The organism is Roseovarius maritimus (assembly GCF_043355895.2).
Taxonomy (GTDB): Bacteria; Pseudomonadota; Alphaproteobacteria; order Rhodobacterales; family Rhodobacteraceae; genus Roseovarius; species Roseovarius maritimus.
The window spans coordinates 25,536-41,020 of sequence record NZ_JBHFPF020000001.1 but is presented as its reverse complement, the minus strand read 5'-3'; the positions used below and the strand labels follow the sequence as shown (position 1 = coordinate 41,020).

The following is a 15,485-nucleotide window of genomic DNA, read 5'->3' as shown; positions in this document are numbered from 1 at the left end:
GCGCGCCTTAGCGCTTGGAGAACTGGAAGCTCCGGCGGGCCTTGCGGCGGCCGTATTTCTTGCGCTCGACGACGCGGCTGTCGCGGGTCAGAAAACCTGCCGCCTTCAGCGCCCCGCGCAAGCTGGGATCATAAAGTTGCAGCGCCTTCGAGATGCCGTGCTTGACCGCACCGGCCTGACCCGAGAGACCGCCGCCGACGACCGTGGCCATCACGTCGAATTGATCTTCGGTGCCCGAAATCGTGAAGGGCTGACGCAGGATCATCTGCAGCACGGGACGGGCGAAATAGACCTTCATCTCCTTGCCGTTGACGGTGACCTTGCCCGAGCCGGGCCTGATCCAAACGCGGGCGACCGCGTCCTTCCGCTTGCCCGTGGCGTAAGAGCGGCCCAGCTCGTCGCGGACAGGCTCGCGCGGGGCGGCCTCTTCCATGGGGGTGCCGGTTGCGACGGCGGAGAGTTCTTCGAGGGAATTGATTTCGTCAGCCATCAGTAAGCCACCCGCGTGTTCTTGGAGTTCATGTTCTTGACGTCCAGCACCTCGGGGCTCTGCGCCTCGTGGGGGTGCTCGCCGCCGGCATAGACGCGCAGATTGGTCATCTGCGTGCGGCTCAGGCGGTTGCCCGGCAGCATGCGCTTGACCGCCTGCATCACGACACGCTCGGGGAACTTGCCCTCGAGGATCTCGCCCGTGGTGCGCGACTTGATGCCGCCCGGATGGCCGGTATGCCAGTAGTTCGGCTTGTCACGCTTCTTGCCGGTCAGCTGGACCTTCTCGGCGTTGATGACGATGACGTTGTCGCCCATGTCCATATGGGGAGTGAAGCTGGCCTTGTGCTTGCCGCGCAGGCGCATGGCGATAACCGAAGCAAGACGGCCCAGAACGACGCCCTCGGCGTCGATGATGATCCATTTCTTGTCGATATCCGCCGGTGTCGCTGAGAATGTCTTCATGACCGCAGAATCCTTGATTACGTCGAACGGGGCGCAGGCCGGGCCTGCCCCTTTGGTGATGGGCGGGTTATATAGCAGGCGCATGCCGCGTCAACACGCGTTTATACGGATTTATAAAGTTAAAACAAAGGCTTGCAATTTAGGTATTAAAATACCCCATGCAAAATTACTATAAACGCCCGTTTTCAGCCCGGCCCGAGTGCCGCCGGCGGGATCGAGTAGGTCAGGCTCGCGCGCGCTGCGGGCGCGTCGGCCCCGTCCGAGCGGATCAGAGCATCGCCCACCGCCAGAACGCGCCCCAGCTTGAGCAGGCGCACATCGGCGATCATGTCTGCCCCGGCCTGCGGCTTACGCATGAAATCGATGCTGCAATTCGTCGTCACGGCTAGCGCCTCGGGGCCGATCATGCTGAGAACCGCCAGATACATGCCCACATCGGCCAGTGCGAAAATCGCCGGACCCGACACGGTGCCGCCCGGACGCAGGTGAAGCTCCTTTACCTTGAGGCGCAGCGACAGATGCATGGGGCGCAGATCGTCGATGGCAAAATCGTGCGCCACCTGCGGAAATTCGCGCGCCATGAAATCCGTCAGTTCTGCCTTGCTCATCTTGGGCTTCATGCTTTCCTCCGCGCTGCGTCACCGCTACAAATAGGCGCATATCATAAGGAGCGACAAGATGGCGATGATCACGCGAGACGATACCGGTGCCGTGGCACGGCTGACCTTGAACGCGCCGGACCGCCTCAATGCGCTGAGCGACACGATGCTGGCTGCCCTCAAGACCGAGATGGAAACGCTGGAAGGTCAGCCGCATATCCGTGCCGTGATCCTCGCGGGGGCAGGCAAGGCGTTCTGCGCAGGCCATGATCTGAAGGAGATGACGGCAGGCCGCGCGGCCGAGGATGGTGGCCAGGCATATTTCGCCGATCTTTTCGGACGCTGTTCGGCCGTGATGATGGCCATTCGCGCCCTGCCCCAGCCCGTCATCGCCGAGGTCCACGGTGTCGCCGCCGCGGCCGGCTGCCAGCTGGTCGCCTCCTGTGACATGGCCGTGGCGGCGCAAGGCACCCGCTTTGGCGTCAATGGCGTCAATATCGGCCTCTTCTGCTCCACGCCGATGGTCGCGCTCAGCCGCAATGTGCCGCGCAAACAGGCGTTTGAGATGCTGACTACCGGCGCCTTCGTCGATGCCGAGCGCGCGGTCGGGATCGGCCTGATCAACCGCGCTGTTGCGCCGGATGCTCTGCAGGATGAAACGATGCGACTGGCGCAAACCGTCGCGGCCAAGCTGGGCGGCGCGGTGCGGATCGGCAAGCGCGCCTTCTACGAGCAGCTCGAGATGCCGGTCGAGCAGGCCTATATCCACACGGGCAGCGTAATGACGACCAATATGATGATGGATGACACCGCCGAGGGGATCGACGCCTTCCTCGCCAAGCGCAGCCCGGAGTGGTCGCAGTAGCGTCTCGTCATAATTCCGCCCGATTCGGAGCTTGGCCCTTTGGATACGCGCGGCCGCGTTCACTGAGGCCGCATAATGCCCTTATCTGCCCGTCACTGTTTCCAATACCTCGCCCCATTTCCTGCACTTTTGCCGTTTTTCCGCCCCAATCCGCCATTTCTACTTCCTAAACACACTGTTTCAGGCTACCAATCTAAGAGATCTTGGGTCACCGTCGCCGCAGTCATGTCCCTCCAGGCCAGCCTCTCTCTGGCCGCAGACGTGCCCGGCGCGGTGACCCGAAGAGCCACCCCTCAATCCCATGACATTCCGTTCGAACCGTCGGCGATGTAACATGCAGCAATGCCTGCCCCCTTTCCATACGCCCGCGCATGGACTATCTGCCGGCCTATGACACAGGTTCTCAATATCGTCGGCGGCGGCATGGCCGGGTCCGAGGCCGCATGGCAGGCCGCCAATATGGGCGTGCAGGTCATCATCCACGAAATGCGCCCCAGGGTCGCAACCTTTGCCCATCGCACCGGCGATCTGGCCGAAATGGTCTGCTCCAACTCTTTCCGCTCGGACGATGACGAACAGAACGCCGTGGGCCTTCTGCACTGGGAAATGCGGGCGGCGAACGGTCTGATCATGCAGACCGCTGACAAGCACCGCCTGCCCGCCGGCGGGGCACTGGCCGTCGACCGCGATCCCTTTGCCGCCTCCGTCACCGAGGCGCTGCGCGCGCATCCCAACATCACCGTTCAGGATGCCGAGATCACCCAGATCCCCGAGGACGGACGCTGGATCATCGCCACTGGCCCGCTGACCTCCGCCGGCCTGGGCGAGGCCATCGCCGCCGAGACGGGCGCCGATGCGCTTGCCTTCTTCGACGCCATCGCGCCCATCATCCACCATGACAGCATCGACATGTCCCGCGCCTGGATGCAATCGCGCTACGACAAGGGTGAAACCGAAGAAGAGCGCACTGCCTATCTCAACTGCCCGATGGACCGCGAGACCTATGACGCCTTCATCGACGCTTTGCTGGCGGCAGAAAAGACCGAGTTCCACGAGGGCGAAACGGCAGGCTATTTCGATGGCTGCCTGCCGATCGAGGTGATGGCCGAGCGCGGACGCGAGACGCTGCGCCATGGCCCGATGAAGCCTGTGGGTCTGACGAATCCTCATCAGCCGGACGTGAAGCCTTGGGCCGTGGTTCAGCTGCGCCGCGATAACGCGCTGGGAACGCTCTATAATATCGTAGGCTTCCAGACCAAGATGAAATACGGCGCGCAGGCCGAAGTGCTGCGCATGATTCCCGGCCTCGAAAATGCGCGCTTTGCCCGCCTCGGCGGCATCCACCGCAACACGTTTCTCAACTCTCCCACGCTGCTCGACGATCAGATGCGCTGGCGCACGCATCCGCATATCCGCTTTGCCGGGCAGATCACCGGCGTAGAAGGCTATGTGGAATCCGCCGCAATGGGCCTTATGGCCGGGCGGCTCGCCGCCTCGGAACTCCTCGGACAGCCGCTGAGCAGTCCACCGCAGGACAGCGCCATGGGCGCGTTGATCCACCACATCACCGGCGGCGCCGAGGCCAAGACATTCCAGCCGATGAACGTCAACTTCGGCCTCTTTCGCCCGGTCGAGGGCCTCAAGGGCGGCCGCCGGGGCCGCACCGACCGCTACAAGGCCTACACCGACCGCGCCAAGGAAGCGTGGCAAGGATGGCTGGCGCAAAGCCCGGCCTGACGCCATGCTGCGCAACATGAGGATTGCCGCAGAACGGTCTGAAAGCCCATGACATTCATTACGCGCTTTGCTCCGTCTCCGACTGGCCCGCTTCATCTTGGCCACGCCTATTCCGCGCTCCTTGCCCATGATATGGCTAACGCGAAGGGTGGCACGTTCCTGCTGCGGATCGAGGATATCGACCAGTCGCGCAGCCGCCCCGAATGGGAGGCGCAGATCTATGATGATCTGGCGTGGCTTGGCCTCACATGGCCCACCCCGGTCATGCGCCAGTCAGACCGCCTGCCCGTCTACACCGCTGCCCTCCGTTCCCTCATGCGGCGCGGGCTCGCCTATCCCTGCACCTGCACGCGCCGAGATATCGCCGCCGCGGCCAGCGCGCCGCAAGAAGGCGCGCCGCTTCTGGGCCCAGATGGCATCGTCTATCCCGGAACCTGCCGCCCGCCCAAGGGCACGGCGCCCTGCACCCAGCTACCGCCCGGCGCGGCCCTGCGCCTCGACATGGGTGCGGCGCAACAAGTTCTGGGCGCGCCACCAGAATTCACAGAAACAGGCGCCGGCCCCAAAGGTGGGACGGGTCTCATCCGCTCCGATTGGCAGGATATCCTGAACGGTGTCGGCGATATCGTTCTCGCGCGCCCTGCGATGGGCACCTCATACCACCTCTCGGTCGTTCTGGATGACGCGGCACAGAAGGTCACGCTGGTGCCACGCGGCGTCGACCTCTTCGAGGCGACAGTGATCCATGTGATCCTCCAGCGCCTTTTGGGATTGCCCACGCCCGAATATCTTCACCATCGCCTCATTCGCGACGAGGCGGGCAAGCGGCTGGCCAAACGCGACGATGCCCGTGCTATCGCCAAATACCGCGCCGAGGGCATCAGCCCCGCGCAGGTCCGCGACATGCTGGACCTGCCCTAGCGCTTCATCCTGGCAAAAATAGTCAATTCCTCAGCCCGCTTGAGGCGCCATCGTCACGCGTTCCGTGCCATCCTCGACCACCGTGTAGAAACAGCTGCGTCGATTCGTGTGACAGGCAGGCCCCGTCTGCTCGATCTTCAGCAGCAGGCAGTCGCGGTCACAATCGACGCGGAACTCCACCAGCTTCTGCACATGGCCGGACGTCTCGCCCTTGACCCACAAGGCCTTGCGCGAGCGCGACCAATAGGTCACGCGTCCCGTCGTCAGCGTCTGCGCCACCGCCTCGGCATTCATCCAAGCCATCATCAGCACCTCGCCCGTTCCGGCATCCTGTGCGATGACGGGGATCAGGCCGCGCGCGTCATAGGCCAGGCTGGCGGGATCGAAATTCATGCGGGTTTTCCTTTTGCATCTCGCTGTCCGCGCCTTATCTAAGGCGCAGCACTTTGAGGAACCAGACATGACCGCCAAGACCGACATGATCAAGCTCTACTCGCAACGTATCCTGGCGCTGGCGGCGGATATCCCTAACCATCGGCGCCTCGATGCGCCTCACGCCACTGTCAAGCGGCGCGCGCCGCTCTGCGGATCGACCGTGACGGTGGATATCTGTTGCGAAGATGGCAAAGTCAGCGCCTTCGGACAGGACGTCAAGGCCTGCGCGCTGGGTCAGGCGGCGGCCAGCGTCGTCGGCGGGGCCATTGTCGGATGCGAAGGCGATCAGGTGCGCGCCGCGCGCGATGCGCTCTCGAATATGTTGACCGAGGATGGCCCGACCCCGCCCCCACCTTTCGATGGGCTCGAAGTGTTGCGGCCCGCGCAGGAGTACAAGAATCGCCACGCGTCGATCATGCTGTCGCTCGAGGCGGCTGTCGAGGCGCTGGATACCGCCTGCGGCTGATCCCCGCCCTGTTACAAAAAAACCGCCGCGCATCCGGTCTGGATGGCGGCGGAAGTATGCGTGTTCCCATGAGGGACCCTGGGCGCGGATTTCGAACAAGGCAGGGTTCGAAACGATCGGTGACAGGCAGTGTCGGTCGTCGCAGGCATCTGGTGTTGGGGACAGGAGATGCATTCGCGCGCAGGCATGGGATTTCGCAGGCAGAAACGGTGTGGATCAGAAACCCTGAAGAAGGCCCGGCAGGTAAAGGCATCCCATCAAAAGAACGACAAGCGCCGCCATGCCCACGGCATCGCCCAGCAGTGTCTCTTGCGAGCGGGTGGCGGCTGTTTTGATCTGGTCAATCATCATGTCCTCCTCTCAATGGATCAGTTGCCACTTTGTTCTCACTTTCATTAACCAAAGTAAAGAACTTTTTAAGAACATTTGAGAGCAAAATAGAACTTCGCGCTTAACCCACTGAAATCAAACGAATCGCCTGATCGCGCTCCATCAACCAAAGCAGAACGCGCGCGGCCTGCCCGCGCGGTCCGGTCAGACCGGGATCTTCGGAGAGCAGTTTGCGCGCATCGCTCTGCGCAACCGCCATCAACGCTGTCTGCCCTTCCAGGTCCGCGATGCGAAAACGCGGCAGGCCTGATTGCGCAGTGCCGATCATGTCGCCCGCGCCTCGCATTTCAAGGTCCACCTCGGCGATACGAAACCCGTCCTCCGTATCGCGCATCGTGGTCAGGCGCCGCTCGCCGCCTTCGCTCAAGGGCGCCTGATACATCAAGAGGCAGGTCGAAGCGGCACTGCCGCGCCCGACCCTGCCCCGCAACTGGTGCAGCTGCGCCAGGCCGAAGCTCTCGGCGCGCTCGATCACCATGATCGAGGCGTTGGGCACATCTACACCCACCTCGATTACCGTGGTCGCGACCAGCACGGATGTCTTACCCTTCTGAAAGGCCGCCATCGCGGCGTCCTTCTCCTCGGGGGGCATCTGGCCGTGGACCAGCCCGACGCGTCCCTCGCCAAGTGCCGCGCGCAAGGCGCGAAACCGTTCTTCGGCGCTGCTGAGATCGCTGACCTCGCTTTCATCGACCAGCGGACAGACCCAATAGGCCTGCCGTCCCTCGCTGATGGCATGGCGCAGCTTGGCGACCACCTCATCCATGCGCGCCATGTTGACCATCGCCGTCGCGATGGGTTTGCGCCCCGGCGGCTTTTCGTCCAGCACACTCACATCCATGTCGCCATATTGCGCAAGGCTGAGACTGCGGGGAATGGGCGTTGCGGTCATCACCAGCACATCCACCGCCGCCCCCTTGCGCCCCAGCTCCAGCCTCTGGCGCACGCCGAACCGGTGCTGCTCGTCTATGACGGCAAGGCGCAGATCGTGAAACTCGACATCCTTCTGAAAGACGGCATGCGTGCCGACAAGGATCTGGATATCGCCCTCCGCCAGCGCGGCCAGCTTGGCGCGCCGCTCGGCCCCCTTGTCGCGCCCGGTGAGGATCTCAAGCACCACACCGGCGCTTTCCGCCAGTGGGCGCAGCCCCTCCAGATGTTGCCGCGCGAGGATCTCGGTCGGAGCCATCATCACGCCCTGCCCGCCCGCCTCGACCGCGATCAACAGCGCGTTCAGGGCCACCAGCGTCTTGCCTGCGCCGACATCGCCCTGAAGCAGGCGGTTCATCCGCACCTCGCGGGCCATGTCCTGCGCGATTTCCTGGGTGGCCCGGCTCTGCGCGCCCGTTGGGCTATAGGGTAGCGCCGCCAATACGCGCTCGCGCAGCGCGCCCGTCCCCGCTGTGCCGCGCCCCTTCCCGCGCTTCAACTGCGTGCGCGCCAAGGCCAGCGTCAGCTGATGCGCCATCAATTCGTCATAGGCGAGTCGCAGCCGCGCCGGGTGGGTTGCGCCCAGCTCGGCCATTGATTGCGGCGAGTGAGCCATGCGCAGCGCCGCCGCCCAATCGGGCCAGCCCTCGTGCGCCTTCTGGCCCGGGTCAATCCACTCGGCCAGTTCCGGCGCGCGCGCCAGGGCCGCCGCAGCCGCCTTGCGCATCACGCCCTGAGTCAGGCCCGCAGTGAGCGGATAGACAGGCTCGAAATCAGGGATGTCATCGGCTTCTTCGGCCGGCAGCACGTGATCGGGATGCACCATCTGGGGCACGCCGTCGAACAGCTCGACCTTGCCGGACAGCACGCGCCGCGCGCCGGTGGGCAGGATCCGGTGCAGATATTCGTCATGGGCGCGGAAAAAGACGATCTGGAAGGTCGTCTGCGAATCCTCCGCCGAGACACGGTAGGCTCCGCCGCGCCGCGCCGGCGGGTGATGCGGGCCAATCACCGCCTCGACAGTGATATAGCCGGGCAGATCGGCACCCAGAACGCTGGCTCGTTTGCGCCGGTCGATCCCCGAATGCGGCAAGGTCAGCAACAGATCCACAGGCTTTTCGATGCGTAGCGCGGCAAGCAGCTTGGCCGATTTGGGGCCTACGCCCGGCAAGGTTTCGATCCCCGCGAAGAGCGGGAATAGCGCCGGAGGCCGCCCCTTGGGGGCACTGGGCGGCGCGTTGGGACCGGTCTGGCTCATGCGCCGCCGATCAGCGCCAGCCAGGCGTCCTCGTCCATGGTCTCGATCCCAAGCTCGGCTGCCTTGTCCGCTTTCGAGCCTGCGCCGGGGCCGGCGATGACGATATCGGTACGCGACGAGACGCTGCCCGACACCTTGGCGCCAAGCGCCTCGGCGCGCGCCTTAGCCTCGGCGCGGGTCATCTTTTCCAGCGTTCCTGTAAAGACGACCGTCTTGCCCGCGACCGGACTGTCCGAAACGATCGGCGCGGCCGCATCTTCGATCATCAGGTGCGCCACCAGATCATCAATGCTGGCCCGCTCGGCTGTCTGGCCGAACACCATCACGAGGGAGGCGGCGACCGTGGCGCCAATGCCGTCAATGCCGATCAGATCATCCCAGGCCGCGCAGGCGGCCGTGTCGCAGCCCTCCCATTCGGCCTCCCGTACAGGCTTGATCCGGGCGCGGCGGCCTTCATCGGCGGCACGCGCACGCTCGCCTGCCTCGGCGGCATCGGCCCGCAGATGGCAGGCCGCCGCGGGCGCCGCGGCATCGACGGCGGCCGCAAGAGCCTCCCAACTGCCAAAATGACGCGCCAGATCGGCGGCTGCCACCTCGCCCACATGGCGGATCCCCAAGCCAAAAAGCAGACGGGCCAACGGTACGCGCCGCCGTGCGTCTATTGCGGCAAAGAGATTGCGCGCACTCGTCTCGCCCCATCCGTCGCGATTGGCCAGTTTGTTCAGACTCTTCGCATCGCGCGCCTCAAGCGTAAAGATATCAGCCGGGGTGCGAATGGAAAGCTGGTCATCGGCGTAGAACATCTCGATCTGCTTGGCCCCAAGGCCCTCGATGTCAAACGCACCCCGGCTGACGAAATGCTTCAGCTTTTCCACGGCCTGCGCGGGGCAGACAAGTCCCCCGGTGCAGCGCCGCACCGCATCCCCATCCTCGCGGATCGCGTCCGACCCGCATTCGGGGCACACATGCGGAAAGGTGAAGGGCTCTGCATCCTCTGGCCGTTTGCTCAGGTCAACATCCGCGACTTTCGGGATAACATCGCCCGCCCGATAGACCTGCACCCAATCGCCCACACGGATATCCTTGCCGCCCCGGATCTCGCTTCCGTCGCTGGCGCGCCCGGCGATGTAATCCTCGTTATGCAGCGTCGCATTGCTGACCACGACGCCGCCAACGGTGACCGGCGACAGGCGCGCGACCGGGCTCAGGGCTCCCGTGCGCCCGACATTTATCTCGATCTCCTCGAGGCGCGTCCAAGCCAGCTCGGCGGGGAATTTATGCGCGATCGCCCACCGGGGAGTGGTGCTGCGATAGCCCAGCCGCCGCTGCAAATCCAGATCGTCGACCTTGTAGACGACGCCGTCGATGTCATAACCGAGGCTCGCGCGTTGCTGTTCGATCATTTCGTAATGCGTCAGCAGCCCTTCGACATCGCGGCAAAGCTCGGTCAGCGGATTGACCGAAAACCCCAGCTCCGCCAGCCGCGCGACCGCCTTGATTTGTGTCGGGGCAAGGGGTGTGCTGATCTCGCCCCAGGCATAGGCAAAGAAGGCGAGCGGACGGGAGCGGGTAATGTCGGAATCAAGCTGCCGCAAAGACCCGGCAGCGGCATTGCGCGGATTGGCAAATATCTTGGCGCCAGTCTCTGCCTGCCGCCGGTTAAGCGCTTCGAAATCGGCATGGGTCATATAGACCTCGCCGCGCACTTCCAGGATGTCGGGCGCACCCTCCAGACCCTCGGGGATGCTGTCGATGGTGCGCGCATTGGCAGTTACGTTCTCGCCCACCGTGCCATCGCCCCGAGTCGCCGCCTGTACCAGAACTCCGCCCTCATAGCGCAAGGACAGACTCAGCCCGTCAATCTTGGGCTCGGCCGTGTAGGCGAGCGAATCCGACGCGCTCATCCCGAGATATTTGCGAATGCGGTCGTCAAATTCGGTGATCTCGACCGCGTCGAAAGCATTACCCAGCGACATCATCCGCTGCGCATGCGTAACCTTGCCAAATCCACCCGAGGGCGCGGCCCCCACCATCTCACTGGGGCTATCCGCACGTTTCAGGCCCGGAAACCGGGCCTCGATCTCGCTGTTGCGTATCTTGAGGCGATCATACTCCGCGTCGCTCAGCGTGGGCGCGTCTTCAGCGTGATACTCCAGATTGGCTTTCAGCAGCTCTTTCGCCAGCCATTCGAGCTCGGCCCGTGCCTCATCCTCAGTCAAATTCCCGACAGCGCGCGCGTTCTGCATTCTTGCCCTCATGCTGTGCGGCCCGGGGCACCGGACCAAACTCGTCGCTCTTGTGATAGGACGAGCCTGTTGGGAGGTCCAGTCACGTGACGCGCCAGAGCACCGGCGATCCGCATAGTGAGGCAGTATAATGAGACGTCGAATTAGCTGCGTCGGCCGGCACCCATTGCCGGTGAAGGTTGCCAAATGCAGCTTGGGCACCTAGCCGCCTTGAACCGCGCCATGGCTATTGACGATGCAAGGCGCCAACCGGACGACTGTGCGCCCGGCTTAGTTATCTCTCTTTGGAGCCTCTCAGGCGCCGATTGCCAGACGCTGATCACCCAGTTCCGACGGCTCGGGATCACGCAGGACATAGCCGCGGCCCCAGACCGTCTCGATATAGCTGTTGCCGCCTGTGGCCTCGCTCAGCTTCTTGCGCAGTTTGCAGATGAAGACGTCGATGATCTTCAACTCGGGCTCGTCCATACCGCCGTAGAGATGGTTCAGAAACATCTCCTTGGTGAGCGTCGTCCCCTTGCGCAGGCTCAAAAGCTCCAGCATCTGATATTCCTTGCCGGTCAGATGCACCGCCTTGCCCGCTACATCCACCGTCTTGGCATCGAGATTGACATTGATCAGACCGGTCCGAATGACCGACTGGGAATGCCCCTTGGAGCGGCGGATGATAGCGTGGATGCGTGCCACCAGTTCCTCGCGGTGGAACGGTTTGGTCAGATAGTCATCCGCGCCAAAGCCGAAGCCCTTGATCTTGCTATCCGTATCGTCGGCGCCCGACAGGATCAGGATGGGCGTTTCAATCCGTGCCAAACGCAGCTGACGCAGCACATCATGCCCCGTCATGTCCGGCAGGCCCAGATCCAGCAGGATCAGGTCATAATCATAGAGCTTGGCCAGATCGATCCCCTCCTCGCCCAGCTCCGTCGTGTAGACGTTGAGATTGGCATGGGTCAGCATCAATTCGATGCTTTTCGAGGTAGTGGGATCATCTTCAACCAGAAGGATACGCATTCGCTTTTCTCCGCAACAGGATCACTTTCGTCCAACCTGACCAAAATTGGTTAACTACAAGTTACCGTAGGTGAACATTTAGCGAATACAATTCAGGGTTGTCTATACATTTTCAGTGCAGTGGCCTTCAAAGCCCCCTCGCCATGCACGGAAACCGCGCGGACCCATTCGGAAAACTCCTCCTCGCTCAGATTATAGCGTTTGCACGCATCGCCTTGTGTAATAAGGCCGTAGAGCACGCCGCGCACCACGGCCAGTTTACGCGATGCGACCCAACGCACCGTGTCCTTCGGCGGCAAATCGGCCTGCGTCATGGTGGCGCCATCGGGCAAGGTGACAGCACGCGGACAATCGACTTTTTTCAGGTACATCTCTCATATCCTCACAATACCGAGCACCAAAATGGGTGCTGCCTCTTAATACCGGCTGAAACGCGGCGCGCGAAATACGTCGCATTTACCTAAACCGCCTTTGCAGATTCAGGCCAAAGCGTTTTGCGTTCTGCCATCCGAACCACTATGTGAGCGATCAAAGACGCAAACGGACCCCGCATCATGCCACTCGATACCGCCCCCCGCATCAATTCGCTCGGCTTTGCCAAGCCCGAATCCGAAACGCGCGTTGTCGTTGCCATGTCGGGCGGCGTCGACAGCTCGGTCGTGGCGGCGCAATTGGCCGAAGAGGGGTATGACGTGGTCGGCGTCACGCTGCAGCTTTATGATCACGGCGCGGCGCTGGCCAAGAAGGGCGCCTGCTGCGCGGGCCTCGATATCCACGATGCGCGCCGCGTCGCCGAGGAAATGGGATTTCCGCATTACGTGCTGGATTACGAAAACGTCTTCAAAGAAGCCGTGATTGACGAATTTGCCGACAGCTATCTGGCCGGCGCCACGCCGGTACCCTGCATTCGCTGCAATGAACGGGTCAAGTTCAAGGACCTGCTGGAGACCGCGCGCGATCTAGACGCCGATTGCATGGCCACAGGCCACTACATTCAGCGCAAGATGGGCGAAAACGGCCCCGAGCTTCACTCGGCGGCCGATGCGAACCGCGACCAGTCGTATTTCCTCTTCTCCACCACGCAAGAGCAGCTGGATTACCTGCGCTTCCCGCTGGGCCATCTGCCTTCCAAGGACGCGACCCGCGCGCTGGCGGCGAAATACGGGCTGAGCGTGGCCGACAAGCCGGACAGTCAGGACATCTGCTTTGTTCCCAATGGCAACTATGCCTCGGTGATCGAAAAACTGCGCCCTGGCGCCGCCGAGCCGGGCGAGATCGTGGATACCGAGGGCAACGTGCTGGGCCAGCATGAGGGCGTGCTGCATTACACGGTCGGCCAGCGCCGCGGTCTCGGCATCGGCGGGCTGGAGACGCCGCTCTATGTCGTCAAGCTGGACGTGGAGGCGCGGCGCGTTATCGTGGGGCCCAAGGAGATGCTGAGCACCGCCATCGTACCGGTCCGCGAGATCAACTGGCTGGGGGATGAGCCGTTCGATGCCGTTCCGGAACGGCAGGTCTCGGTCAAGGTTCGCTCGACCCGTGCGCCGCGCGAGGCCGTGATCCGCCCTCTTTCGGCGACCACCGCGAAAGTTGAACTTTTGACGCCCGAGGAAGGCGTCTCCCCCGGACAAGCCTGCGTTTTCTACGAAACGGGCGGCAGCCGCATCCTGGGCGGCGGCTGGATCTGGCGCGGCTACTGATCCGGCTAGTTTAGCGCCCGAGGCCCCGCAAGACTGCGCGGGCCGCGCGTAGCCCAGGCGCCTCGCCACCCTGGCCCAGCCGCTCCATCGTCAGCGCCATCGCCTCCATTTGCGCGCCCGGCGCGTCCAGCATTTTCAGGAGTGCCGTTGAAATCTCCGGCGCGTTGCAATGCTTCCCATTGCATTCAGGAATGGCCCGCGTCTCGCTGACCAGATTGACCAGTGTCAGGGTGTCAACCCGCAGCATCATCGCGATGATCTGGCGGCTGATCCAGCTGACATCATAGGCAATGACCATCGGTGTCGCACTGGCCGCCAGTTCAAGCGAGACGGTGCCGGACGCCGCGAGCGCGCCGGAGGCAACGCCAAAAGCTGCTGTCTTTTCGGCTTTATACGCATCACTCATCATGCTGGATGGATCGAGGATCAACGGCCTCACCGGCCAATCCATCACAATGTCTCGCAAGAGCGGCGCGACATGCGCCGTGGTCGGTACAACCAGCCGCATGTCTGGAGTCCGCTCCAGAACAGGCGCGAGGGCCCGGCCAAAGATCGGTCCGAGGCGTCCGACCTCGCCCTTGCGTGAGCCCGGCAGCACCAGCATCACCGGCGCCTCGCCCAGATCATGCCGCGCCCGGAAATCGGCGATTTCCGCCTCGGTCGCTTGCGGCTCGCTCACGACGGGATGGCCGACGAAGTCGCACTCCATACCCGCAGCCTCCATATAGGGCGGCTCAAACGGCAGCAGGGCCAGGACGTGGTCGATCACCTTGGCCATCTTTGCCGCGCGGCCCGCGCGCCAGGCCCAGACCGAGGGCGCAACGTAATGTACCGTTCTCAGGTCACTCCGGGCCTTCACCAAGGCGGCCACGCGCAGCGAGAAATCCGGGCTGTCGATGGTGATCATCACGTCGGCATCGCAGGCAAGCGCAGCCTCGGCAGTCTCACTAATCCGGCGTTTGAGATGGCGGTATTTCGGCAGCACCTCCGTGATTCCCATCACGCTCAACTCGTCCATGGGGAAAAGGCTCTGCATCCCCTCGGCCTGCATCAGCGGCCCGCCGACGCCCACGAACTCCACATCCGTCAACCCGCGAAGACCCGCCATCAGCGCGGCGCCAAGTCGATCGCCCGACGCCTCGCCCGCAAGGATGAAGACCTTCATGCAAGCGCCTGGGATATGACAAAAATTCCGCGCGCAACCGCGCGCTTCAGCGCAGCATCCCGGTCGAGAATCACAACGCTCTCCGCCGCCAGAACCAGCCCGGCGAGCCCGGCATCCGCCACCGCATCCATCGTCGAAGGACCCACCGTCGGCATGTCGATTCGCAGGTCCTGCCCGCGCTTGGGCGCCTTGACATAGACCCCCCGCTGACCGCGCCGCAACGCATCCGGCGTTTGAGCCACATAGGCCAGCAAGGCATCCGTACCCTGCACCGTCTCGATCCCCAGGCACTGCCCCGCGGCCACCGCACAGCCCTGCCCGATATCGAGCGGCGAGATTTCAGCCAGGATATGCGTCGCGCGCGCGGCATCTGCCAGCTCGGCCTCGCTGGGCGCGACTCCAACGGCGAGCCCAGCCTCGACAGTGAGGCCCGGCAAAAGTTCATGCGCGCCGAGCACCTCAAACCCCTGCTCTTCGAACATGCCGATGACGAAGCGCAGGAGCGCATCATCGCCCTGAGGGATGGCCGCCATCAGGCCGGGTGCAAGCCGCGCCATTTCCGCGTCGAACTCGGCGGGGTTCAGCGACGGACGCACCAGCGTTCCGGCAAAGACCATGCGGGTTACGCCCGCCGCCTTCATCGCAGCGAAAAGCGCGCCGATCTGTTCCAGTGGAAATTCCTGCGCCGATCCTGCCAACTCGCTCGGCACGCCGCGCAGAGTAAAATGCAGCGCCTCCGGATGCGCCCGCGCCAGCATCACCGGAAGCGCGCCGCCGCAGGCAAGTATGGCCAGCCGTCCCGCCATGC

General features: G+C 63.5%; 16 protein-coding genes. 5 read left to right on the top strand and 11 right to left on the bottom strand.

Going from position 1 to position 15,485, the window contains the following annotated elements:
- Positions 1-7: 7 nt before the first annotated feature.
- The 3 genes from rpsI to ACEWPM_RS00195 all read right to left on the bottom strand — a co-directional run bounded on the left by rpsI (position 8) and on the right by ACEWPM_RS00195 (position 1,574).
- Positions 8-490, bottom strand: coding sequence for a 30S ribosomal protein S9 (gene rpsI / locus ACEWPM_RS00205; protein ID WP_393960483.1), 483 nt, complete (start codon positions 488-490; stop codon positions 8-10).
- Complete coding sequence (rplM, locus tag ACEWPM_RS00200) at positions 490-954, bottom strand: 50S ribosomal protein L13 (protein WP_393960482.1); 465 nt, start codon at positions 952-954, stop codon at positions 490-492. The genes rpsI and rplM overlap by 1 nt, the downstream gene beginning before the upstream one ends.
- Before the next feature lie 185 nt (positions 955-1,139).
- Positions 1,140-1,574 (bottom strand): PaaI family thioesterase, encoded by a 435-nt coding sequence (locus ACEWPM_RS00195; RefSeq protein ID WP_393960481.1) that lies wholly within the window; start codon positions 1,572-1,574, stop codon positions 1,140-1,142.
- A gap of 58 nt (positions 1,575-1,632) precedes the next feature.
- On the opposite strand from ACEWPM_RS00195, the gene ACEWPM_RS00190 reads away from it, so the two are divergent.
- The 3 genes from ACEWPM_RS00190 to gluQRS all read left to right on the top strand — a co-directional run bounded on the left by ACEWPM_RS00190 (position 1,633) and on the right by gluQRS (position 5,076).
- Entirely contained in the window at positions 1,633-2,418 is a 786-nt protein-coding gene (locus tag ACEWPM_RS00190; RefSeq protein WP_393960480.1) for an enoyl-CoA hydratase, read from the top strand.
- Positions 2,419-2,808: 390 nt separating this feature from the next.
- Complete coding sequence (trmFO, locus tag ACEWPM_RS00185) at positions 2,809-4,155, top strand: methylenetetrahydrofolate--tRNA-(uracil(54)-C(5))-methyltransferase (FADH(2)-oxidizing) TrmFO (RefSeq protein ID WP_393960479.1); 1,347 nt, start codon at positions 2,809-2,811, stop codon at positions 4,153-4,155.
- A 48-nt stretch (positions 4,156-4,203) separates the two neighbouring features.
- The gene (gene gluQRS, locus ACEWPM_RS00180) at positions 4,204-5,076 is read left to right on the top strand and encodes a tRNA glutamyl-Q(34) synthetase GluQRS (RefSeq protein ID WP_393960478.1); all 873 of its coding nucleotides are present in this window, start codon (positions 4,204-4,206) and stop codon (positions 5,074-5,076) included.
- 30 nt (positions 5,077-5,106) lie between these two features.
- Here the strand turns inward: gluQRS and hisI are convergent, their stop codons facing one another.
- Entirely contained in the window at positions 5,107-5,469 is a 363-nt protein-coding gene (hisI, locus tag ACEWPM_RS00175) for a phosphoribosyl-AMP cyclohydrolase (RefSeq protein ID WP_393960477.1), read from the bottom strand.
- Positions 5,470-5,536: 67 nt separating this feature from the next.
- On the opposite strand from hisI, the gene ACEWPM_RS00170 reads away from it, so the two are divergent.
- Positions 5,537-5,977: an iron-sulfur cluster assembly scaffold protein gene (locus ACEWPM_RS00170; protein ID WP_393960476.1), complete on the top strand. Its 441-nt coding sequence runs from the start codon at positions 5,537-5,539 to the stop codon at positions 5,975-5,977.
- 216 nt (positions 5,978-6,193) lie between these two features.
- Here ACEWPM_RS00170 and ACEWPM_RS00165 read toward each other — a convergent pair whose 3' ends face one another.
- The 5 genes from ACEWPM_RS00165 to sciP all read right to left on the bottom strand — a co-directional run bounded on the left by ACEWPM_RS00165 (position 6,194) and on the right by sciP (position 12,183).
- Positions 6,194-6,325: a hypothetical protein gene (locus tag ACEWPM_RS00165; RefSeq protein ID WP_420767987.1), complete on the bottom strand. Its 132-nt coding sequence runs from the start codon at positions 6,323-6,325 to the stop codon at positions 6,194-6,196.
- A gap of 103 nt (positions 6,326-6,428) precedes the next feature.
- Positions 6,429-8,555: an ATP-dependent DNA helicase RecG gene (gene recG / locus ACEWPM_RS00160; RefSeq protein ID WP_393960474.1), complete on the bottom strand. Its 2,127-nt coding sequence runs from the start codon at positions 8,553-8,555 to the stop codon at positions 6,429-6,431.
- Complete coding sequence (gene ligA, locus ACEWPM_RS00155; RefSeq protein WP_393960473.1) at positions 8,552-10,801, bottom strand: NAD-dependent DNA ligase LigA; 2,250 nt, start codon at positions 10,799-10,801, stop codon at positions 8,552-8,554. Before ligA ends, recG begins: the two co-directional genes overlap by 4 nt.
- A gap of 294 nt (positions 10,802-11,095) precedes the next feature.
- Positions 11,096-11,812 (bottom strand): response regulator transcription factor CtrA, encoded by a 717-nt coding sequence (ctrA, locus tag ACEWPM_RS00150; protein ID WP_393960472.1) that lies wholly within the window; start codon positions 11,810-11,812, stop codon positions 11,096-11,098.
- A gap of 92 nt (positions 11,813-11,904) precedes the next feature.
- Complete coding sequence (sciP, locus tag ACEWPM_RS00145) at positions 11,905-12,183, bottom strand: CtrA inhibitor SciP (RefSeq protein WP_393960471.1); 279 nt, start codon at positions 12,181-12,183, stop codon at positions 11,905-11,907.
- Between the two features lie 183 nt (positions 12,184-12,366).
- On the opposite strand from sciP, the gene mnmA reads away from it, so the two are divergent.
- Positions 12,367-13,512 (top strand): tRNA 2-thiouridine(34) synthase MnmA, encoded by a 1,146-nt coding sequence (mnmA, locus tag ACEWPM_RS00140; protein WP_393960470.1) that lies wholly within the window; start codon positions 12,367-12,369, stop codon positions 13,510-13,512.
- 10 nt (positions 13,513-13,522) lie between these two features.
- On the opposite strand, the gene lpxB is transcribed toward mnmA, so the two are convergent.
- Positions 13,523-14,677, bottom strand: coding sequence for a lipid-A-disaccharide synthase (lpxB, locus tag ACEWPM_RS00135; RefSeq protein ID WP_393960469.1), 1,155 nt, complete (start codon positions 14,675-14,677; stop codon positions 13,523-13,525).
- Positions 14,674-15,483 (bottom strand): LpxI family protein, encoded by an 810-nt coding sequence (locus tag ACEWPM_RS00130; RefSeq protein ID WP_393960468.1) that lies wholly within the window; start codon positions 15,481-15,483, stop codon positions 14,674-14,676. The genes lpxB and ACEWPM_RS00130 overlap by 4 nt, the downstream gene beginning before the upstream one ends.
- Positions 15,484-15,485 lie beyond the last annotated feature (2 nt).